This window comes from Salmonella sp. WC3, assembly GCF_042932255.1.
GTDB classification, from domain to species: Bacteria; Pseudomonadota; Gammaproteobacteria; order Enterobacterales; family Enterobacteriaceae; genus Salmonella; species Salmonella enterica.
The window spans coordinates 3,918,730-3,941,278 of the sequence record NZ_CP170629.1; the positions used below are offsets into that span (position 1 = coordinate 3,918,730).

The following is a 22,549-nucleotide window of genomic DNA, read 5'->3' on the forward strand; positions in this document are numbered from 1 at the left end:
TTTCCTCAAGTCACTAGTTAAACTAAAACTTCAGACAAACGGTGCACCGCTGAGGGTGCACCGCCGTTCTAACTTTTTTACTTCGCCTGACGTTTCTGATGCTCGTTGGCGGCTTTAACAAAGCCAGCGAACAACGGATGTCCATCACGCGGCGTGGAAGTAAATTCCGGATGGAACTGACAGGCCACGAACCACGGATGATTCGGTACCTCAATGATCTCGACTAACTGATCATCACCGGAACGGCCTGCGACACGCAGACCCGCTGCTTCAATTTGTTTCAACAACATATTGTTGACTTCGTAACGATGGCGATGACGTTCAACAATCGTCGACGCGCCGTACAACTGACGTACCAGACTGTCATCGCTAAGCTGGCACTGCTGCGCGCCCAGGCGCATGGTGCCACCCAGATCGCTCTTCTCGCTACGGACTTCAACGTTACCGTCTTCATCGCGCCACTCGGTAATTAACGCCACAACCGGGTACTTACAGTCTGGCACAAATTCCGTTGAGTTGGCGTTGTCCATGCCGGCCACGTTACGAGCGAACTCAATCAACGCAACCTGCATCCCCAGGCAAATGCCCAGATAAGGAATATTGTTTTCACGCGCATAGCGCGCAGTGGCGATTTTACCTTCAACGCCACGATAGCCGAAGCCGCCGGGGATCAGGATAGCGTCCAAATCTTTCAGAATTTCGACGCCGCGCGTTTCAACATCTTGCGAATCGATCAATTTGATATTGACGGTAACGCGGTTTTTCAGACCACCGTGTTTCAGCGCTTCGATCACCGACTTATAGGCATCCGGCAGTTCAATATATTTGCCGACCATGCCGATAGTCACTTCGCCTGCCGGGTTCGCTTCTTCGTAAATGACCTGTTCCCATTCAGACAGGTTAGCTTCCGGACAGTTCAAGCTGAATCGTTTACAAATATAATCATCAAGCCCCTGAGATTTCAACAGGCCTGGAATTTTATAAATGGAATCGACATCTTTCATTGAAATAACGGCTTTTTCCGGCACATTACAGAACAATGCAATTTTTGCACGCTCGTTGGCAGGAACCGCGCGATCAGAACGACAAATCAGAATATCGGGCTGAATACCGATAGACAGCAGCTCTTTCACGGAGTGCTGAGTCGGTTTAGTTTTCACTTCGCCCGCAGCCGCCAGGTAAGGTACCAGCGTCAGGTGCATAAACAGCGCGTGTTCACGACCGATATCTACCGCCAATTGACGAATCGCCTCAAGAAACGGCAGCGATTCGATATCACCGACGGTACCGCCGATTTCCACCAGTACCACATCGTGGCCTTCGCCGCCTTCCAGCACGCGCTCTTTAATCGCGTTAGTGATGTGAGGGATTACCTGTACGGTTGCGCCCAGATAGTCGCCACGGCGTTCTTTACGCAGAACGTCGGAGTAGATACGGCCAGTCGTGAAGTTGTTGCGGCGAGACATCTTGGTGCGGATGAAACGCTCGTAGTGCCCCAGGTCCAGGTCGGTTTCAGCGCCGTCTTCAGTAACGAACACTTCCCCGTGTTGGATTGGGCTCATAGTACCCGGATCGACGTTGATGTACGGATCCAGTTTCATGATGGTCACGTTGAGACCACGGGCTTCCAGAATGGCTGCGAGGGAGGCTGCGGCAATGCCTTTACCCAGAGAGGATACGACCCCGCCGGTCACAAAAATATAGTTCGTTGTCATGCGGAACCTGAGAAGTTAGGTTTAAAAGACGATGGAATAACCAGGACGGGAAAGCAGTATACCCGAACATGACCTACGCCACAAACTTTCATTATTCCTCCTCTTCGTCAGGCTGACATTCACACAGGGAGGGAGAAAATAGCCCCTTTGAGGTAAATGTTTTTGACGTAAATCAAGCGCTTGTTATTTAAAAAATCACACAAATCGCTCTTGACCGCCTAAAACCTTTAGAGATCAATTTCCTGGCGTTTTACTTCCTGCCAAACTTCTTCCATTGTTTCCAGGTCCACCCCGGTCATTTCCAGGCCTCTGGCTGCGACAATACGTTCAACTTCGCGAAAACGACGTTCAAATTTATCGTTCGCTTTTTGCAAAGCGAGCTCCGCTTTCGTACCTAAATGACGCGCCATGTTGACCGTGGCAAAGAGCAAATCGCCCATTTCCTCTTCCAGTTTAGCCTGATCAACAACCGCCTGCCGCGCCTCGAACATCACCTCATCGATCTCTTCATAGACCTTATCGACGACCGGTCCCAGCGTCGTCCAGTCAAAGCCCACGTTTGAACACCGTTTCTGGATTTTTTGCGCGCGCATTAAGGCCGGTAAGCTGCGCGGAATATCGTCCAGCGCGGAATGCTGCGCTTTTTGCGCGCGCTCTTCCGTTTTGATTTGCTCCCAGCGAGCTAAGACTTCTTCGCTATTATCCGCGGAAAGCTCGCCGAAAACATGCGGATGGCGGCGCTCCAGCTTGTCGCTGATGGCAGCGCAGATATCATTAAAATCGAAGCGGCCTTCTTCCTGCGCCATCTGCGCGTAAAACACCACCTGGAACAACAGGTCGCCCAGTTCGCCGCGCAAATCGTCAAAATCCTCACGCGCAATCGCATCCAGTACTTCATAGGTTTCTTCCAGCGTATAAGGCGCGATGCTGGCGAAGGTCTGCTCTTTATCCCACGGGCAGCCGTTTTCCGGGTCACGCAAGCGCTGCATGAGGGTGAGAAGATGGTCAATTTGATGGTTAGTTGTCATGGTTTTTAATCGGTTGTAAATACCAGCGACAATTGTAACGTATTATTCTTAACCATTCACGCACAGAGACACTACGACAACGCCTATATAATAAAATATATTGTTAACAGGTGTTGAATGCTACCTTTCCCGTATAACTTTAAAATTATTAATCGATACACAACAATATAATAATCATATAACTAATTTATTAAAAAAACAGATATTTGCACAAGGCATTATAAATAACATCAATTAAGTAAAAAAAATTATGCAAACACTATAAGTACCCCACCCAAAGAGCCTTCCCTTTCAAAAAAATAAATTATTTCACTTTTACGGAAAAACGAGTAGCATGCACGCCAGTTTAATATTCAAAAAAGACCACTTTTTTTGTTTTTTCTGGAACATACATGAAATAAATATATTGAAAGTATTACATATAATATTCAATGAGCAGGTACGATCATTCAGCTCATAAGAATATACTCATAAAAATGTAGAAATATAATATTTTTATTATGACCTATTTTTTACCCAAAGCCCGCAGCATGGCTCTATGCCGCATATCCCTTGGTATACGCGTACAAAATGCTGCCATAAAACACGTTAATTAAGGATAACACGATGAAGTCATCTCATTTTTGTAAACTGGCAGTAACTGCATCTTTAGTTATGGGAATTGTCTCCGGCGCTCAAGCCGCGGGTAGCAACACAGCAAAGGTCACTTTCCTTGGTAATATTGTTGACTCCCCCTGCTCTCTCACATTGGATACGGAAGATCAAACAGTCAATATGGGCTCAAGTATCGGTAATGGCACGCTGAGTAATGGTAAAACGACCATCAACAATGCCCGTACTTTTCATATCGATCTTGAGGGTTGTACCTGGGCTACCGAGAAAAATATGAATGTGGTATTCACTACAGGTAGTGGAACCACAGCGGCTACAGGCGCCACGGATAATCTCGCGCTGATGAAGACTGACGGCACCGGCGCTATTAGCAACGTAAGCCTGGCAATCGGCGATGCTGGCAAAAACAATATCAAACTGGGCGATACCTATACACAGGCCATTGCGGACCTGGACGGAGATACCATTATTGATGAGAAGCAAAGCCTGAATTTCACCGCCTGGCTGGTTGGCGCAGCAACCGGCACCGTAGGCACAGGTGAATTCAGCAGCGCCGCCAACGTCACTATCTCTTACCTGTAATTCAGTTAACAGAGTCACGACGATAATACCCTGCCGCTTTAGGTAGGGTATTCCTGTTGAGTTTTATTGCGGAATATATTTGATGAATAACACATGGAAAAGTGTTCTTTGCCCAATAGCGTGCGGAGTGGGAATGCTTCTAAGCGCCTCCCCTTATAGCGCGTCAGGCAAAGACATCGAATTTAATACCGATTTCCTCGATGTAAAAAATCGCGATAACGTTAACATTGCACAGTTTTCTCGTAAGGGTTTTATTCTGCCAGGCGTCTACCTCTTACAAATTAAAATTAACGGACAGACTCTGCCGCAGGAATTTCCTGTTAACTGGGTTATACCAGAACATGATCCACAAGGAAGCGAGGTTTGCGCAGAACCAGAATTAGTTACGCAATTGGGTATAAAACCGGAACTCGCGGAAAAACTCGTCTGGATAACGCACGGTGAACGACAATGTCTGGCGCCAGATTCACTGAAAGGCATGGATTTTCAGGCCGACCTGGGGCACTCCACGCTGCTGGTGAATTTACCCCAGGCGTATATGGAATACAGCGATGTCGACTGGGACCCGCCCGCCCGCTGGGATAATGGTATTCCCGGCATCATTCTGGATTACAACATTAATAATCAGCTCCGCCACGATCAAGAAAGTGGCAGCGAAGAGCAAAGCATCAGCGGCAACGGGACGTTAGGCGCGAACCTGGGCGCATGGCGACTGCGGGCCGACTGGCAGGCCAGCTACGACCATCGTGACGATGACGAGAACACTTCCCCCCCTCCACGATCAGAGCTGGAGCCGCTACTACGCCTATCGCGCACTACCGACGCTCGGGGCCAAACTTACGCTGGGCGAAAGCTATCTCCAGTCCGATGTTTTCGACAGCTTTAACTATATCGGTGCCAGCGTCGTTTCTGACGATCAGATGCTGCCGCCGAAACTGCGCGGCTATGCGCCGGAGATCGTGGGCATTGCGCGTTCTAACGCAAAAGTCAAAGTCTCCTGGCAGGGGCGCGTACTGTATGAAACGCAGGTGCCCGCAGGACCGTTCCGTATTCAGGATCTCAACCAGTCCGTTTCCGGTACGTTGCACGTCACCGTGGAAGAGCAGAACGGTCAGACCCAGGAGTTTGACGTTAACACCGCATCGGTTCCCTTCCTGACGCGCCCCGGCATGGTGCGCTACAAGATGGCGCTGGGCCGCCCGCAGGACTGGGATCATCACCCCATTACCGGCACATTCGCCTCGGCGGAAGCTTCGTGGGGGGTCACCAACGGCTGGTCGCTATATGGCGGCGCAATTGGAGAAAGCAACTATCAGGCCGTGGCGCTGGGAAGCGGTAAGGATCTTGGCGTGGTGGGCGCGGTGGCGGTGGACATTACGCACTCCATCGCCCACATGCCGCAAGACGACGGGTTTGACGGCGAAACGCTGCAGGGTAACTCATATCGCATCAGCTACTCCCGTGACTTTGATGAAATCGACAGCCGACTAACCTTTGCCGGATACCGCTTCTCAGAAAAGAACTTTATGAGCATGAGCGACTATCTGGATGCGAAAACCTATCATCATCTCAATGCCGGTCACGAAAAAGAACGCTATACGGTCACCTATAACCAGAACTTCCGTGAACAAGGCATGAGCGCCTATTTCAGCTACTCACGCAGTACCTTCTGGGACAGCCCGGATCAGAGTAACTATAACCTGTCTCTTTCCTGGTACTTCGACTTAGGGTCGATAAAAAATCTCAGTGCGTCGCTGAACGGCTATCGCAGCGAATATAACGGTGATAAAGATGATGGCGTCTATATCTCGCTGTCTGTTCCCTGGGGCAATGATTCCATCAGCTACAACGGTACGTTTAACGGTAGTCAACACCGTAATCAGCTCGGCTATTCCGGCCACAGCCAGAACGGCGATAACTGGCAGCTTCACGTCGGGCAGGATGAACAAGGCGCACAGGCAGACGGTTATTACAGCCATCAGGGCGCGCTGACGGACATCGATCTGAGCGCGGATTATGAAGAAGGATCGTACCGTTCGCTGGGCATGTCGCTGCGCGGCGGCATGACGCTGACCACCCAGGGCGGCGCGCTACACCGGGGAAGTTTAGCGGGCAGCACACGTTTGCTGGTTGATACCGACGGTATTGCGGACGTCCCCGTTAGCGGTAGCGGCTCGCCAACCTCAACCAACATTTTCGGCAAGGCCGTGATTGCGGATGTCGGAAGCTATTCGCGCAGCCTGGCGCGTATCGATCTGAACAAATTGCCGGAGAAGGCGGAAGCTACTAAGTCGGTTGTGCAGATCACGCTCACCGAAGGCGCCATCGGCTACCGTCACTTTGACGTGGTCAGCGGCGAGAAAATGATGGCGGTTTTCCGGCTGGCAGACGGCGACTTCCCACCGTTCGGCGCCGAAGTGAAAAACGAGCGCCAGCAGCAGTTGGGCCTGGTGGCCGATGGCGGCAACGCCTGGCTGGCGGGCGTAAAAGCCGGGGAAACATTGAAAGTCTTCTGGGATGGCGCGGCGCAGTGTGAAGCATCACTCCCGCCCACGTTTACACCGGAGCTATTGGCCAACGCGCTATTGCTGCCGTGCAAAATGCTGGAAGGTCAGCCCCCCACCGCACCGCAGAAAAGTTCTCCGCTGCCTGCGCAACCGCTAATCCAGGAACATACGCAAACCGATGGCCAACCGGCCGCGCCGGTGGCGACAACCACTCAAACCCCGCCCATACCGCTGGCTGACAACCATGCGGTGAATCGCAAGGATATGGAATAAAGGGAACCTGTAATGAACAAGACCAACCATTTTAAGCGCCAGGCGCTTATCGCTTCGGTATTACTGGCTGCGCCGCTGGTATCGCACAGCGCGATTGTGCCGGATCGTACCCGCGTTATTTTTAACGGCAATGAAAATTCAATCACCGTCACGCTGAAAAACGGCAACGCCACTCTGCCCTACCTCGCACAGGCGTGGCTGGAAGACGATAAGTTCGCCAAAGATACCCGCTATTTTACCGCCCTGCCGCCGCTGCAGCGTATTGAGCCAAAATCCGACGGGCAGGTTAAAGTCCAGCCGTTACCAGCCGCGGCTAGCCTACCGCAGGACCGGGAAAGTCTGTTTTATTTCAACGTGCGGGAAATTCCGCCGAAAAGCGATAAGCCTAATACGCTCCAGCTGGCGCTGCAAACGCGTATTAAGTTTTTCTACCGCCCGGTAGCCGTCGCCCGGCAGGTGGATAAGACGCACCCGTGGCAGACGAAGCTCACGCTGACCTACCAGGGCGATGGTGTGATCTTCGACAACCCCACACCGTTTTACCTCGTCATCAGCAATGCCGGTAGCAAAGAGAACGAGACCGCCTCCGGCTTTAAAAACCTGCTGATTGCCCCGCGTGAAAAAGTGACCTCTCCCATCAAAGGTGCCTCGCTCGGCAGCTCGCCGGTGGTGGGCTACGTCGATGATTACGGCGGCCATCGCCTGCTGGTTTTTACCTGCTCAGGGAATACCTGCAAGGTCAATGAGGAAAAAACCCGTGACGCTGAGAAGAAAGCGAATAAGTAATCCTGTGCGAAAGAGATCCATGACGATGTTGACTCGCTGGAAAATACTGGTGCTGCTGTGCGGTGGATTCGTTACCGGCACCGAGGCTGCCGGCACAAAAACCGTGCAACTGGAGCTGCATCTGGTCGTCACTCAACCACCGCCCTGTACGATAGGCGGCGCTTCCGTAGAGTTTGGCGATGTCCTGACCACCAAAGTTGGCGATGCTTCTCAAACGAAACCTGTGGGCTACAGCCTGAACTGCGATGGCAGAGCGAGCGACTATCTGAAGCTACAAATTCAGGGGACCACTACCACCATCAGCGGGGAGCAGGTTCTGCAAACTTCGGTGCAGGGGTTAGGCATCCGTATTCAGCAGGCGGGCAATAAGCAACTGGTTCCGGTTGGTATAACGGATTGGCTGAACTTCACCCTGAGCGGCAGCAATGGGCCGGAGCTGGAAGCCGTACCGGTTAAAGAGCCCACCACGCAGTTAGCCGGTGGCGATTTTAACGCCAGTGCGACGTTAGTCGTGGATTACCAGTGATGGAGAGATTCATAGTGAAAAGGGTGCTTATCCTGACGCTTTTAATCACCCAGTTTGCCTGCGCCGACAATTTGACCTTTCACGGCAAACTGATAAACCCGCCCGCCTGTACTATCAATAATGGTGAAACGCTGGAGGTCAGTTTTGGTAGCGTGATTATTGATAATATTGACGGCGTCAATTACCTGACCGAGATCCCGTGGACCCTTACCTGCGACAGCAGCTTTCGCGATGACGCATTAACTTTTACGTTGAGCTATCTGGGCACGGCGACGCCTTACTCCGCAAATGCCTTAACCACCAATGTCCCTGAGCTGGGCATTGAACTTCAGCAGAACGGCACGGTGTTTCCTCCCGGCACGTCGCTAACCATCGATGAATCATCGCTTCCCACACTAAAAGCCGTGCCGGTAAAACAGCCAGGTAAAGAGCCTGCCGAAGGCGATTTTGAGGCTTTTGCCACGTTACAGGTGGATTACCAATGAACCGTATTTTTCAAACTGCCGGGCATTTGATCGGAGGCGTAATGTTATGGGCGGTTTGCAATACGCTACCTGCCGCCACGCCTAATGTGCACTACAGCGGTAAGCTGGTTGCCGGCGCCTGTAACCTGGTAGTGGATAATGACACGATGGCGACGGTGGATTTTCATACTATTGGCAGTGACAATTTCGACGCCAGCGGGCAAACGACTCCTGTTCCATTCACACTTAGCCTCCAGGATTGCAAAACAGCGCTAGCCAACGGCGTGCTGGTGACCTTTCAGGGCATTGAAGACAGTACCCTGCCCGGACTGCTGGCGCTGGAGCCCTCGTCGGAGGCCAGTGGTTTTGCGATTGGCGTGGAAACGGCTGCACAGCAACCAGTGAGTATCAATGCAACAGTGGGTACAGCTTTTGTGCTGAAAGAAGGGATTACCACCATCAACTTGCAGGCCAGGCTGCAAAAATACGCTGGTGAAGAGGTTATGCCGGGGGAATTTTCGGGTAGCGCAACAGTGAGTTTTGAATATCAGTAACTTCTCAAGTTATATACTCATTTCTAATATTTTATTTAAATAATGGAAATTTAAATGAATCAAAAAGTATTATTTTTTCTAAGTATAATTGCATATCCTGGGATAACTCAGGCCATTAACCAAAATGTAATGATTGAACCATTAGTAATACGTGACTCAACAAATTATTTAGTACTACCTCAGGCTCAACAGGCTGAATTCTCACAATGCAAAAGCTGGCCGCATGATAGCACTGTTATTCCAGCAAAATATGAGGCAACCCTGCTTAATGGAAGTCTCATATCTATGTTTATTGGTGGCATAACAGTTAATTTATATACAACAGCAGATGTCAAAGTTAATACAGATGCCCAGTGTACATTACTCAATGGTAATTTTCCTGGTTATTACGGCATAACATGCTTTGTTACTGGTTATGACACAGACAAAGCTGTACCTGTAAGGACAGATAATGGCATGTCAATTATCGAAAGTAAATTATATGCTACAGGAACAATGAGATATATAACAGAGATCCCGATGGATGGCAGTGGCTTTCAGGGTATGGCGATTGGTGGTGCAGTAGTAATTAATACAGGCGCAATAACACCAACCCCTAATACGGGTGTTATTTCTAACATAACAATGCCACCACTATATGATCCCGGGTTTATTTTTACGGTACCTGGATGCGGTCAATACAAATATCATTCTGGGACAGGTTCTGTTTTTACGAATAACAATTCAACTTATACGGTTGCATCGCCGATTGGTTTCATAACTGCGTCTTTGGATAAGAACTCCGTGTTAAATTATAATGAACTTCATTATAACGATAAGGCAGAAAATATAGAACTAGGGAAAATTTATTTGATGTATAAGGAGAAAAATGTCACGTGGGGTGAAGGATTCGATTATACATTGGAAAATAGCACGATCAATGTAGTTTGTGCTGATAGCAGGATTAAAACAAATGTAGATTATCAATGTAGGAATGGTGATATGGGGGCATGCAACAATGGCGAACTGGGAAGAATAATCGGCAACTGGGAACGAATAAACGTTGATACTAATTGCAGCGTGACAGTTATTTTGCCCTGGCAATAGTATTTTTCTTAATAGATCTGAGTTTACGATTGCATACTTTTATACTCATATACCCTAAATAATTCGAGTTGCAGGCAGGCGGCGACGCAGTGACAAATTCGTCTGATACGAATTTGAACAGCCGAAGGCTGCCTGCGGTGGGGGACAAGGATGTCCCCCATCAATCCCCGGGGCTTACGCTGGTCAGTGACTGGGGGGAGCGAGGACAAATTGGCAAGGCCGATGTGAACGCCACTTACGGCGGCCCTTTAGGGCGAGGCCCGGAGAGCCGGGCCATGCAAACACACAAGCAACGTAAAGTATAACGGGTAGATATATCAGACTACTTTGTAGATAATAACGTTTCACTTTACCCCCCGTGCAGTCGCCGTGCATCAATCACATCCGGCACCTGGTTCAGCTTACCGAGCACCCGGCCCAGCACCTGCAGGTTGTAGATCTCGATGGTCATATCAATGGTGGCGATCTGCTGTTTAATATCGCTGCGGCTGGCGACGCCCAGCACGTTGACTTTTTCGTTAGCCAGAATGGTGGTGATATCACGTAGCAAGCCGCTGCGATCGTTGGCCTGGACGCGCACCACCAGCGAATATCCCGCCGAATAGCTTTCGCCCCATACCGCCTCTACGATCCGCTCCGGCGCATGGGAGCGCAGTTCCGCCAGCTGTTCGCAGTCGGCCCGGTGCACGGAAATTCCCCGCCCCTGAGTAATGAAGCCGACAATTTCATCGCCAGGAATCGGCTGGCAGCAGCGGGCAATGTGGTGCATCAGGTTACCAACCCCTTCCACCACCACGCGCCCGTCGTCTTTACGACGATTTTGCGGCGCGTATGTTTTTTGCTGAAGCTGTTTCAGCGCCGCTGCATCCTGCTCCTCCGCACTCGGCTTATTGAACTGCGATTGCAGGAAATTCACCATCTGATTAAGACGGATATCGCCGCCGCCTATCGCCGCCAGCAACTCTTCCAGCTCATTAAAGTTGTAGCGCGGCAGCAGATGTTTCTCGGCCTCTTTCAGGCTAATCCCCAAATGCGCCAGCTCATCGTCGAGGATCTGCCGTCCAGCCTGGATATTTTTGTCACGATCCTGCTTGCGGAACCAGGCGTGAATTTTCGAGCGTCCGCGGCTGGTCGTCACATAGCCCAGGTTTGGATTCAGCCAGTCGCGGCTGGGATTCGGCTGCTTCTGAGTGATAATTTCAACCTGATCGCCCATCTGCAACTGATAGGTGAATGGCACAATACGCCCACCAATTTTCGCGCCGATGCAGCGATGCCCGACATCGCTGTGGATGTGGTAAGCAAAATCGAGCGGCGTAGATCCGGCAGGCAAGTCAACCACGTCGCCTTTTGGCGTAAAAACGTAGACCCGATCGTCAAACACCTGGCTGCGCACTTCATCCAGCATTTCGCCGGAGTCGGCCATCTCTTCCTGCCAGGCGATCAGCTTACGCAGCCACGCAATTCTGTCTTCATGACCGGAACGCACGCCGCCGGACGCGGCGCCTTCTTTATACTTCCAGTGTGCCGCCACGCCCAGTTCGGCGTCTTCATGCATCTGTTTGGTACGGATCTGGATCTCAACGGTTTTACCGCCCGGCCCCAGGACCACGGTGTGGATAGACTGGTAACCGTTCGGTTTCGGGTTAGCGACATAATCATCGAATTCATCCGGCAGGTGGCGATAGTGCGTATGCACTATCCCCAACGCGGCGTAGCAGTCTTGCAGACGTTCAGCGACGATACGCACGGCGCGCACGTCAAAGAGTTCATCAAACGCCAGATGCTTTTTCTGCATTTTGCGCCAGATGCTATAAATATGTTTTGGTCGTCCGTAGACTTCCGCCTGCACGCCTTCGTTTTTCATTTCGGCGCGCAGATGTCCAACAAACTCTTCGATGTAATGTTCGCGATCGAGACGGCGCTCATGCAGCAGTTTGGCGATGCGTTTGTATTCCGCCGGATGCAGGTAGCGGAAACAGTAGTCTTCCAGTTCCCACTTCAGTTGCCCGATGCCCAGACGATTAGCGAGCGGCGCATAGATGTTGGTACATTCTTTCGCCGCCAGCACGCGCTCATCTTCCGGCGCCTCTTTCACTTCGCGCAAATGAGCGATTCGCTCGGCCAGTTTGATCACCACGCAGCGGAAATCATCCACCATCGCCAATAACATTCGACGGACGTTATCAACCTGCTCCGAAGAAACAGAGTCGTTATGAGTGGCGTTTAACTGGCGGATCGCCGCCATATCGCGCACGCCATGAATCAGGGTAACGATAGATTTGCCGACGCTTTCGCGCAGTACATCTTCGCTGACTACGTTGGCGTCGGCCAGAGGGAACAGTAGCGCCGCCCGCAGCGTGTCGATATCCATACTCAGCGTGGAAAGAATTTCTACCATCTCCACGCCACGCCACAGCAACAGATCCGCATCCGGATGTCCTTGTGTCTGTTGCAGGCAATACGCCCAGGTTTCGGCTAAGCGCTCACACGACTGCTGGCTGGAAATTCCCAGGCTTGCGATCCACTTCTTCGGATCAAATTCACCAGCTTTATTAATATGTGCACTTCTTACCGCGACCATCGTCCTCTCCTTAAGGGACCAGGCCTACCGAAGTCGGTAAGCCGGTAATCATTACATGCGCTCGAACAGAACCATTGATTCCAGATGTCCTGTGTGCGGGAACATGTCGAGCATCGCTAAACGCGTAACCTCATATCCCGCATTGACCAGCGCTTCACTATCGCGCGCCAGCGTCGCCGGGTTACAGGATACATAAACAATGCGAATAGGTTTTAATTTTATAATATGTCGCATCACTCCTGTAGCCCCCGCACGCGCAGGATCGAGTAAGACTTTGTCAAAGCCGTTTTTCGCCCACGGCTGCTTCGTGACATCTTCCTCCAGGTTCTCATGGAAGAATGTCACATTATGTAAACCATTGCGGATGGCGTTTTCACGGCCTTTTTCTACCAGCGCCGGAACGCCCTCAACCCCTACCACGCTTGCCGCGCGCGTTGCCAGCGGCAGCGTAAAATTCCCCATTCCGCAGAACAGATCCAGGACACGATCCTCGGCGCGCACATCAAGCCACTCCAGCGCGCGGGCGACCATTTGCTGGTTTACCGCCTCATTAACCTGAATAAAGTCTCGCGGACTGAAGGCTAAACGTAAGCCGTGCGAATCATACCAGGGCGCCTCGCCAGATACCGTTTCCAGTATCTCGCTAAACGGCGCCAGAAACAGAGACAATCCCTCAGAATGCGAAAAGCGTTCCAGTTTTTCTTTATCCGCCGCACTTAATGGCGCGGTATGGCGCAGAATCATCAGCGTACCGCTTCCCGCCTGTACCAGCTCAACATGCCCAAGATGTCGGGTGCCGTGTAAACTCGCCAGACACGCCCTGATTCGGGGCAGCAATGCTTCAAGCTGGGGCGCCAAAACGGGGCACTGTTCGACATTGACGATATCGCTGGAACCCGCTTTGCGAAATCCCATTTGCAGCGGTTTATCCGGCGGGCAATTCAGACTTAACCGCGCACGACGCCGATAACCCCAGGGCGCGCCGGCGATGATGTCATTCACCTCGTGTTTCATCAAACGCACCAGCGCCGCGCTTTTGCTACGTTGTTGCAGGGCGATGCTGACATGCTGCTGCTGACAACCGCCGCAGACGCCAAAATGCGGGCAGCGCGGCGTTTCTCGTTCCGGGCTATCATTCAAACGGCGCGAAACGCGTGCGCGGGCAAATTGCTTTTTATCTTCTGTAATAATGACTTCTGCGCTTTCCTCAGGCAATAAACCGGGGATAAACAGCGCCTTTCCGTTATGACGGGCTACGCCCTGACCAAATGAATCGAGGTCATTGACTTTAACGGTTATGATCTGACGCGTCGTCACGCGCCGTTTTGCAGAGTAGAATTGCGCCATCGACCAGCTTTTTCTCAATTTAACAGTGTGACCCTAATTGTCCCATAACGGAACTCCATGACCAACTACAGCCTGCGCGCACGCATGATGATTCTGATCCTGGCCCCGACCGTCCTGATAGGTTTGCTGCTCAGTATCTTTTTTGTAGTGCACCGCTATAACGACCTGCAGCGTCAACTGGAAGATGCCGGCGCCAGTATTATTGAACCGCTCGCCGTCTCCAGCGAATATGGTATGAACTTACAAAACCGGGAGTCTATCGGCCAACTTATCAGCGTCCTGCACCGCAGACACTCTGATATTGTGCGGGCGATTTCCGTTTATGACGATCATAACCGTCTGTTTGTAACGTCTAATTTCCATCTGGACCCCTCACAGATGCAGCTTCCCGCCGGAGCGCCGTTTCCACGTCGTCTGAGCGTTGATCGCCACGGCGATATTATGATTCTGCGCACCCCAATTATCTCGGAGAGCTATTCGCCGGACGAGTCAGCGATTGCTGACGCGAAAAATACCAAAAATATGCTGGGGTATGTGGCGCTTGAACTGGATCTCAAGTCGGTCAGGCTACAGCAATACAAAGAGATTTTTATCTCCAGCGTGATGATGCTTTTTTGTATTGGCATTGCGCTGATCTTTGGCTGGCGGCTTATGCGCGATGTCACCGGGCCTATCCGTAATATGGTGAATACCGTTGACCGCATTCGCCGCGGACAACTGGATAGCCGTGTGGAAGGATTTATGCTGGGCGAACTGGATATGCTGAAAAACGGCATTAATTCCATGGCGATGTCGCTTGCCGCCTATCACGAAGAGATGCAGCATAATATCGATCAGGCCACTTCAGACCTGCGTGAAACCCTTGAGCAGATGGAAATCCAAAACGTTGAGCTGGATCTGGCGAAAAAGCGCGCCCAGGAAGCGGCGCGTATTAAGTCGGAGTTCCTGGCGAACATGTCGCACGAACTGCGAACGCCGCTGAACGGCGTCATTGGCTTTACCCGCCTGACATTAAAAACGGAGCTGAACCCCACCCAGCGTGACCATCTGAACACCATTGAGCGTTCTGCGAATAATCTGCTGGCGATCATTAATGACGTGCTCGACTTCTCCAAGCTGGAAGCCGGTAAACTCATTCTGGAAAGTATCCCTTTTCCACTGCGTAATACGCTGGATGAAGTGGTTACGCTGCTGGCCCACTCGTCGCATGATAAAGGGCTGGAGTTGACGTTAAATATTAAAAACGACGTCCCGGATAATGTGATTGGCGACCCGCTGCGCCTGCAACAGGTCATTACTAATCTGGTGGGTAATGCCATTAAGTTCACCGAGAGTGGCAATATCGATATTCTGGTAGAAAAGCGGGCGCTCAGTAACACCAAAGTACAGATTGAAGTGCAGATCCGCGATACGGGGATCGGCATTCCGGAGCGCGACCAGTCGCGACTGTTTCAGGCGTTTCGCCAGGCCGATGCCAGTATTTCTCGCCGTCACGGCGGCACCGGGCTTGGGCTGGTGATTACGCAAAAGCTGGTCAACGAAATGGGCGGGGATATCTCTTTCCACAGCCAGCCTAATCGCGGCTCGACCTTCTGGTTTCATATTAATCTTGATCTTAACCCAAATGTCATTATTGACGGGCCGTCGACCGCGTGTCTGGCCGGGAAACGGCTGGCTTATGTCGAACCGAATGCTACCGCCGCGCAATGTACCCTGGATCTGCTGAGCGACACGCCGGTGGAAGTGGTTTACAGCCCGACCTTCTCCGCGCTGCCGTTAGCGCACTACGATATTATGATTTTGAGCGTTCCGGTGACCTTCCGCGAGCCGCTCACCATGCAGCATGAACGTCTGGCGAAAGCAGCGTCAATGACGGACTTTCTACTGCTGGCGCTACCTTGCCATGCGCAAATTAACGCCGAAAAGCTGAAACAAGGAGGCGCGGCGGCCTGTCTGTTAAAACCATTGACGTCAACGCGCCTGTTGCCAGCGCTGACGGAATATTGCCAGTTGAATCACCATCCTGAACCGCTGCTAATGGATACCAGTAAAATCACCATGACGGTTATGGCGGTTGATGATAATCCCGCTAATCTGAAGCTTATCGGCGCGTTACTGGAAGATAAAGTCCAGCACGTAGAGCTTTGTGATAGCGGACATCAGGCGGTGGATCGGGCGAAACAAATGCAGTTTGATCTGATTTTGATGGATATTCAGATGCCGGATATGGACGGCATACGCGCCTGCGAATTGATTCACCAGCTTCCTCATCAGCAGCAAACACCGGTTATTGCCGTTACGGCACATGCGATGGCCGGGCAAAAAGAGAAGTTGCTCAGCGCGGGCATGAACGACTATCTGGCTAAACCGATAGAAGAAGAGAAGTTGCATAATCTGTTGCTGCGCTATAAACCTGGCGCCAACGTAGCAGCGCGTCTGATGGCGCCGGAACCAGCTGAATTTATCTTCAATCCGAATGCAACGCTCGACTGGCAGCTTGCGCTCCGCCAGGCTGCCGGTAAGCCCGATCTGGCGCGGGATATGCTGCAAATGCTGATTGATTTTCTGCCGGAAGTGCGCAACAAAATTGAAGAACAACTGGTGGGAGAAAATCCCAACGGCCTGGTCGATCTGGTCCATAAGCTACACGGGAGCTGCGGCTATAGCGGCGTACCGCGGATGAAGAACCTTTGCCAGCTTATTGAGCAACAGCTTCGCAGCGGCGTCCACGAAGAGGAGCTGGAGCCTGAGTTTCTGGAGCTGCTGGATGAGATGGATAATGTCGCGCGTGAAGCGAAGAAGATATTAGGCTGATATTCGCCGGATGGAGGCGTGACCGCCTTATCCGGCCTATAACTCAGCGTAACTGTTGCCCCGCTTTCAGCGTTGCAGCCACGTTGCGCGCGGTCATTCGTACGTTTTCACTCGCATTCTTCAGCGCGTCCTCCAGCGTGCAGATGGTATAAATCACGCTGAAAACGGCATCAAGCCCATGTTCATGAACCACGCCAACGTCCGCCGTCAGGCTACCCGCTATACCAATTACCGGCTTGTTATACCGTTTGGCGATGTTTGCCACGCCAATAGGGACTTTACCGTGAATGGTCTGGCTGTCGATGCGTCCCTCGCCGGTGATGACTAAATCAGCATCCGCAAGACACGCTTCCAGATGAAGCGCATCGGTGACAATCTCAATGCCACGCCGTAGCTGCGCGCCGCAAAACGCGTATAACGCCGCCCCCATGCCGCCTGCCGCTCCGCCGCCTGCCAGATCCAACACATCGACATGCAGAGCGCGGGCAATCAAATGCGCATAGCGAGTCAATGCCGTATCCAGGCGTTCAATCATTTCCGGCGTCGCCCCTTTTTGCGGACCAAAAACCGCAGACGCGCCCTCTTTGCCGGTAAGGGGATTCGTGACATCGCAGGCGACCTCTATATGGCACGCCGACAAACGCTTATCCAGGCCGCTGATATCAATGCTGGCGAGTGTTTCCAGCCCAATGCCGCCTTGCGCAATATCATTGCCCTGCGCATCCCGTAGCCTGGCACCCAGCGCCTGTACCATCCCCGCGCCGCCATCGTTGGTGGCGCTACCGCCGATACCAATAATGATATGCTCAACGCCCGCATCCAGCGCATGACGGATCAGCTCGCCGGTTCCCCATGATGTGGTCTTCAACGGATCGCGTTGCGCGGGCGGCACCTGCTCCAGCCCGCTGGCGGCCGCCATTTCAATGAACGCGGAACGCGCATCGCCGGAAAGCCCATAAAACGCATTGACGCGATGCCCCAACGGCCCGGTGACCTCAACATGCACGATTCGACCCGCCGTCGCTTCAACCATCGCTTCGACAGTACCTTCTCCGCCATCAGCCAGCGGCAATTTCAGGTAATCGGCGTCAGGCCAGATCTCGCGAAATCCTTGTTCAATGGCGGTCGCTACCTCAAGAGCACTCAAACTTTCCTTATACGAGTCTGGTGCGATCACTATTTTCATAAGTCGTCCTTACGCATGTTGATCCTGTTAAGCATACACCCAGAGAAGAACCGGTTCCTTACGGAACCGGCTCTGACTTAACGCACCATGCAAGGACGCTTATTATCAAACGTCCAGCCAGGAATTAAGTACTGCATTCCCATCGCGTCGTCACGCGCGCCTAAGCCATGTTTTTGATAGAGCTCATGCGCTTTCATCACCTGATCCATATCGAGCTCAACGCCCAGACCCGGTTTGGTCGGTACTTGCACCATGCCGCCTTTAATTTCAAACGGTTCTTTAGTCAGACGTTGGTTGCCTTCCTGCCAGATCCAGTGGGTATCGATCGCGGTGATCTTGCCCGGCGCCGCCGCGGCAACATGGGTAAACATCGCCAACGAAATATCAAAGTGGTTGTTAGAGTGCGAGCCCCAGGTCAGACCGAACTCATGACACATTTGCGCCACGCGTACAGAGCCTTGCATAGTCCAGAAGTGCGGGTCCGCCAGCGGGATATCGACGGATTGCAGCGACAGCGTATGCCCCATTTGACGCCAGTCGGTCGCTATCATATTGGTGGCCGTCGGTAATCCGGTCGCGCGACGGAATTCCGCCATCACTTCACGTCCGGAAAAACCCTGCTCCGCGCCGCACGGATCTTCTGCATAGGCCAGAGAACCTTTCAGGTATTTACCAATGCTGATCGCTTCGTTCAGCGACCAGGCACCGTTTGGATCGAGCGTGACGCGCGCTTGTGGGAAACGTTTCGCCAGCGCCACGATTGACTCGGCCTCTTCTTCGCCCGCCAGCACGCCGCCTTTCAGTTTGAAGTCGTTGAAGCCGTATTTTTCATAGGCGGCTTCCGCCAGACGCACTACCGTTTCCGGCGTCATCGCCTCTTCATGGCGCAGACGATACCAGTCGCATTGCTCATCCGGCTGGCTTTGATACGGCAGCGGCGTAGCCTTGCGATTGCCGACAAAGAACAGATAACCCAGCATTTCGACTTCGCTGCGCTGCTGACCGTCGCCTAACAGCGAAGCGACGTTGACGCCCAGATGTTGGCCCAAAAGGTCAAGCATTGCCGCTTCAATGCCCGTCACCACATGGATAGTGGTACGGAGATCGAATGTTTGTAAACCGCGTCCGCCCGCATCGCGATCGGCAAACTGGTTGCGAACGGCGGTCAGGACATTTTTATATTCACCCAGCGTTTTTCCCACCACCAGTGGGATCGCATCTTCCAGCGTTTTGCGAATTTTTTCGCCGCCCGGAATCTCGCCGACCCCGGTATGGCCGGAGTTATCTTTAATAATGACGATGTTGCGCGTGAAGAACGGGGCGTGCGCGCCGCTCAGGTTCATCAGCATACTGTCATGACCCGCAACCGGGATAACCTGCATTTCAGTGACTACAGGCGTCGTAAATTGAGTACTCATAACTGTGTCCTTATTCAGAATTAGTGACGACCAAAAACAGGGCGTTTGCGGTCAAAAGTCCAGCCGGGGATCAGGTATTGCATCGGGCCTGCATCATTACGCGCGCCGCCTGGCAGCTTTTTATACGCGTCATGCGCTTTTCGCACCTGTTCCCAGTCAAGCTCCACGCCCAGTCCTGGCGCATCCGGAACGGCAATTTTGCCGTTTTTAATTTCCAGCGGATTTTTAGTCAGGCGGCAATCGCCCTCCTGCCAGATCCAGTGCGTATCAATAGCGGTGGGTTTGCCTGGCGCCGCCGCGCCGACATGGGTAAACATCGCCAGTGAAATATCAAAATGGTTATTCGAATGGCAGCCCCAGGTTAGCCCCCAGTCATCGCACAGTTGCGCCACGCGAACGGCGCCGGTGAGGGTCCAGAAATGCGGGTCGGCAAGAGGAATATCTACCGCGTTGAGCATCACCGCGTGTCCCATTTCACGCCAGTTGGTGGCAATCATATTGGTCGCCACCGGCAGTCCTGTCGCGCGGCGGAACTCCGCCATGACTTCACGACCAGAGAATCCTTGCTCCGCGCCGCACGGATCTTCCGCGTAGGTCAGTACATCATTCAGCCCTTTGCACAACGCAATGGCTTCATCCAGTAGCCAGGCGCCGTTCGGATCCACGGTAATACGCGCGTCCGGGAAGCGTTTTTTTAGCGCGCGAACAGTATCAATCTCTTGTTCGCCCGGCAGCACGCCGCCCTTGAGTTTAAAATCTTTAAAGCCGTAGCGATCCTGAGACGCTTCCGCCAGCCGCACGACCGCGTCGCTGTTCAGCGCTTCCTGATGGCGCAGACGATACCATTCATGACTGCCCGGCGTGCTTTCCAGATACGGCAGATCGGTTTTAGTGCGATCGCCAATATAGAAGAGATAGCCCAACACGGTGACGGCATCGCGCTGTTTACCTGGCCCTAACAGTTCACAGACCGGCACATTAAGCGCCTGTCCCAGTAGATCAAGCAGCGCCGCTTCCAAAGCCGCCACCGCGTTAACCCGCAGTTCAAACGTCCATGCGCCTTTGCCAAAGGTGTCAAAATCAGCGGCCTGGTTGCCTTTATGCACCTGCTGCACCACTTTGTTCAGGCGGGCGACTTCCTGGCCTAATACCATCGGAATAGCATCGACCAGCGTCTGATAAATCACTTCTCCGCCCGGCGCCTCGCCGACGCCAGTATGCCCGGCGTTATCGGTGAGGACGACGATGTTACGGGTGAAGTACGCGTTATGCGCGCCGCCGATGTTGAGTAGCATACTGTCATGTCCGGCAACCGGAATGACCTTCATGTCCGTAATAACGGGACTGGATTGCGTTGTCATGATAATTGTCCTGCGACAGGTTTCAGTTCAATACGCTTAATATCGCCTACCAGCACCAGATAGCTGATGATGGCCACCAGGGCATGTACGCCGACATAGATCAACGCGCCGTTGAAGGAACCGGTGGTGCCAACGATGTAACCAATCGCGATTGGCGTCACAATACCGGAGATATTGCCGAACATATTAAACAAGCCGCCGGAAAGACCGCTGATCTCTTTCGGCGCGGTATCCGCCATTACTGCCCAGCCCAACGCGCCGATACCTTTACCGAAGAAGGCCAACGCCATAAAGCCGATGATCATCCATTCCACGTTCACATAGTTACAGAACACCATAACCATTGACAGCAACATCCCCAGCACAATCGGCGTCTTGCGCGCGATATTCAGGGAGCCAGTACGACGCATCAGCCAGTCGGAAATGATGCCGCCCAACACGCCGCCGATAAAGCCGCAGACCGCAGGAACCGAGGCGACAAAGCCCGCTTTGAGAATCGACATGCCGCGCGCCTGGACCAAATAGACCGGGAACCAGGTAATAAAGAAATAGGTCAATGCGTTAATACAGTACTGACCGATGTAAACGCCAATCATCATACGAGAGTCCAGCAGCTGTTTGATCTGGCCCCATTTGACGCTAAACGGTACTTTCGCTTTGGTGTCTTTCTGATCCATATTGATCAGCGCGCCGCCTTCTGCGATGTACTCCAACTCTTTCTTATTTACGCCCGGATGGTTATTTGGTTCATGGATAACTTTCAACCAGATAAAGCTGATGATGATCCCTAACCCGCCCATAAAGAAGAAGACATGCGACCAGCCCACTTCGTGCGTCAGCCAGCCCATAATCGGCGCGAAAATAACCGTGGCAAAGTATTGCGCGGAGTTAAATATGGCCACCGCCGTTCCCCTCTCCTGCGCCGGGAACCAGGCTGCAACGATGCGACTGTTACCCGGGAAAGAAGGCGATTCCGCCAGACCAACCAGGAAACGAAGCGTAAAGAGGGCGACAATAATGCCGAAACCACTAAAGATATCGACAAAACCCTGCAACAGGGTGAAGACTGACCAAATGAAAATAGACCAGAAATAGACGCGTTTGGAACCAAAGCGGTCCAGCAGCCAGCCGCCCGGGATCTGCCCGATAACATAGGCCCATGAAAAAGCAGAAAAAACATAGCCCATGCCTACCGGATCAAGGCCGATATCTTTGGCCATTTCTGAGCCGGCAATGGACAATGTGGCGCGGTCGCCGTAGTTGAAGGATGTGACGATAAACAGCATCACCACTATCCAGTAGCGGGCGTTCGTGCGTTTCTCCGCACTGCTCGCCGCGTGACTTAATGAACTCATTGTTGCACTCCTGAAATTTCGCGTTAGCTACGCTCACTCTGAACTGCACAACCGGTAGGGAATCAGAGATAACGTTTCCTTGTTGCAGCTTTTATTAGGTCGTTTGCTTTGCACGCTGCATGCTTTTATTCACTGGCAGGAGAAGTATAAAAAGCGCGCCACACACACTCACCGTGCAACAACACAGTATTTTGGCGATGAATTACGCCTGTTTATGGCAAAAGCCCAGGACAGTGGAAGCCACTTCACGGAAATGAAATCAGAAGGCGCCAGGCGTCGACGCAGGAGGAATAAAAAGAGAAGAATGTGAAACAGGTCGCTTGATTACATGAAAACGCCCGTAAAAAACTG

At 52.3% G+C, this 22,549-nt stretch carries 15 protein-coding genes and 1 pseudogene; 8 read left to right on the forward strand and 8 right to left on the reverse strand.

What is annotated here, in order from left to right; translation table 11 throughout:
* Positions 1-77: 77 nt before the first annotated feature.
* Both pyrG and mazG read right to left on the reverse strand, forming a co-directional pair.
* On the reverse strand, positions 78-1,715 hold the full coding sequence (pyrG, locus tag ACFK9X_RS19200; RefSeq protein ID WP_000210863.1) for a glutamine hydrolyzing CTP synthase: 1,638 nt from the start codon (positions 1,713-1,715) through the stop codon (positions 78-80).
* A gap of 227 nt (positions 1,716-1,942) precedes the next feature.
* Positions 1,943-2,743, reverse strand: a complete 801-nt coding sequence (gene mazG / locus ACFK9X_RS19205; RefSeq protein ID WP_151117381.1) for a nucleoside triphosphate pyrophosphohydrolase — start codon at positions 2,741-2,743, stop codon at positions 1,943-1,945.
* Positions 2,744-3,349: 606 nt separating this feature from the next.
* Here mazG and ACFK9X_RS19210 point away from each other — a divergent pair.
* From ACFK9X_RS19210 to ACFK9X_RS19240, 7 genes and pseudogenes are all read left to right on the forward strand, one after another.
* Positions 3,350-3,937: a fimbrial protein gene (locus ACFK9X_RS19210; RefSeq protein ID WP_151117383.1), complete on the forward strand. Its 588-nt coding sequence runs from the start codon at positions 3,350-3,352 to the stop codon at positions 3,935-3,937.
* An 82-nt stretch (positions 3,938-4,019) separates the two neighbouring features.
* A pseudogene (locus ACFK9X_RS19215) lies at positions 4,020-6,717 on the forward strand (fimbrial biogenesis outer membrane usher protein).
* Between the two features lie 12 nt (positions 6,718-6,729).
* The gene (locus tag ACFK9X_RS19220; protein ID WP_001044459.1) at positions 6,730-7,503 is read left to right on the forward strand and encodes a fimbria/pilus periplasmic chaperone; all 774 of its coding nucleotides are present in this window, start codon (positions 6,730-6,732) and stop codon (positions 7,501-7,503) included.
* 19 nt (positions 7,504-7,522) lie between these two features.
* Positions 7,523-8,029 (forward strand): fimbrial protein, encoded by a 507-nt coding sequence (locus tag ACFK9X_RS19225; RefSeq protein ID WP_000178258.1) that lies wholly within the window; start codon positions 7,523-7,525, stop codon positions 8,027-8,029.
* A 14-nt stretch (positions 8,030-8,043) separates the two neighbouring features.
* Positions 8,044-8,514, forward strand: coding sequence for a fimbrial protein (locus ACFK9X_RS19230; protein WP_000832396.1), 471 nt, complete (start codon positions 8,044-8,046; stop codon positions 8,512-8,514).
* Complete coding sequence (locus tag ACFK9X_RS19235) at positions 8,511-9,047, forward strand: fimbrial protein (RefSeq protein ID WP_080110666.1); 537 nt, start codon at positions 8,511-8,513, stop codon at positions 9,045-9,047. The genes ACFK9X_RS19230 and ACFK9X_RS19235 overlap by 4 nt, the downstream gene beginning before the upstream one ends.
* Before the next feature lie 54 nt (positions 9,048-9,101).
* Entirely contained in the window at positions 9,102-10,133 is a 1,032-nt protein-coding gene (locus ACFK9X_RS19240) for a hypothetical protein (RefSeq protein ID WP_001072353.1), read from the forward strand.
* A 349-nt stretch (positions 10,134-10,482) separates the two neighbouring features.
* Here ACFK9X_RS19240 and relA read toward each other — a convergent pair whose 3' ends face one another.
* Entirely contained in the window at positions 10,483-12,717 is a 2,235-nt protein-coding gene (relA, locus tag ACFK9X_RS19245; protein ID WP_000226842.1) for a GTP diphosphokinase, read from the reverse strand.
* A gap of 51 nt (positions 12,718-12,768) precedes the next feature.
* Positions 12,769-14,064, reverse strand: a complete 1,296-nt coding sequence (gene rlmD, locus ACFK9X_RS19250) for a 23S rRNA (uracil(1939)-C(5))-methyltransferase RlmD (RefSeq protein ID WP_151117385.1) — start codon at positions 14,062-14,064, stop codon at positions 12,769-12,771.
* A 57-nt stretch (positions 14,065-14,121) separates the two neighbouring features.
* Here rlmD and barA point away from each other — a divergent pair, with 57 nt between their 5' ends.
* A complete protein-coding gene (gene barA / locus ACFK9X_RS19255) occupies positions 14,122-16,878 on the forward strand; it encodes a two-component sensor histidine kinase BarA (RefSeq protein ID WP_000186400.1) in 2,757 nt (918 codons plus the stop codon).
* 43 nt (positions 16,879-16,921) lie between these two features.
* Here the strand turns inward: barA and ACFK9X_RS19260 are convergent, their stop codons facing one another.
* From ACFK9X_RS19260 to gudP, 4 genes are all read right to left on the reverse strand, one after another.
* A complete protein-coding gene (locus ACFK9X_RS19260; RefSeq protein ID WP_151117387.1) occupies positions 16,922-18,064 on the reverse strand; it encodes a glycerate kinase in 1,143 nt (380 codons plus the stop codon).
* Positions 18,065-18,141: 77 nt separating this feature from the next.
* Positions 18,142-19,482: a glucarate dehydratase gene (gudD, locus tag ACFK9X_RS19265; protein ID WP_000107113.1), complete on the reverse strand. Its 1,341-nt coding sequence runs from the start codon at positions 19,480-19,482 to the stop codon at positions 18,142-18,144.
* Between the two features lie 20 nt (positions 19,483-19,502).
* Positions 19,503-20,843 carry an enolase C-terminal domain-like protein gene (locus ACFK9X_RS19270; protein WP_000211806.1) on the reverse strand — a complete coding sequence of 447 codons (1,341 nt, stop codon included), beginning with the start codon at positions 20,841-20,843 and terminating at the stop codon, positions 19,503-19,505.
* The gene (gudP, locus tag ACFK9X_RS19275) at positions 20,840-22,198 is read right to left on the reverse strand and encodes a galactarate/glucarate/glycerate transporter GudP (RefSeq protein ID WP_151117388.1); all 1,359 of its coding nucleotides are present in this window, start codon (positions 22,196-22,198) and stop codon (positions 20,840-20,842) included. Before gudP ends, ACFK9X_RS19270 begins: the two co-directional genes overlap by 4 nt.
* Positions 22,199-22,549: the final 351 nt, after the last annotated feature.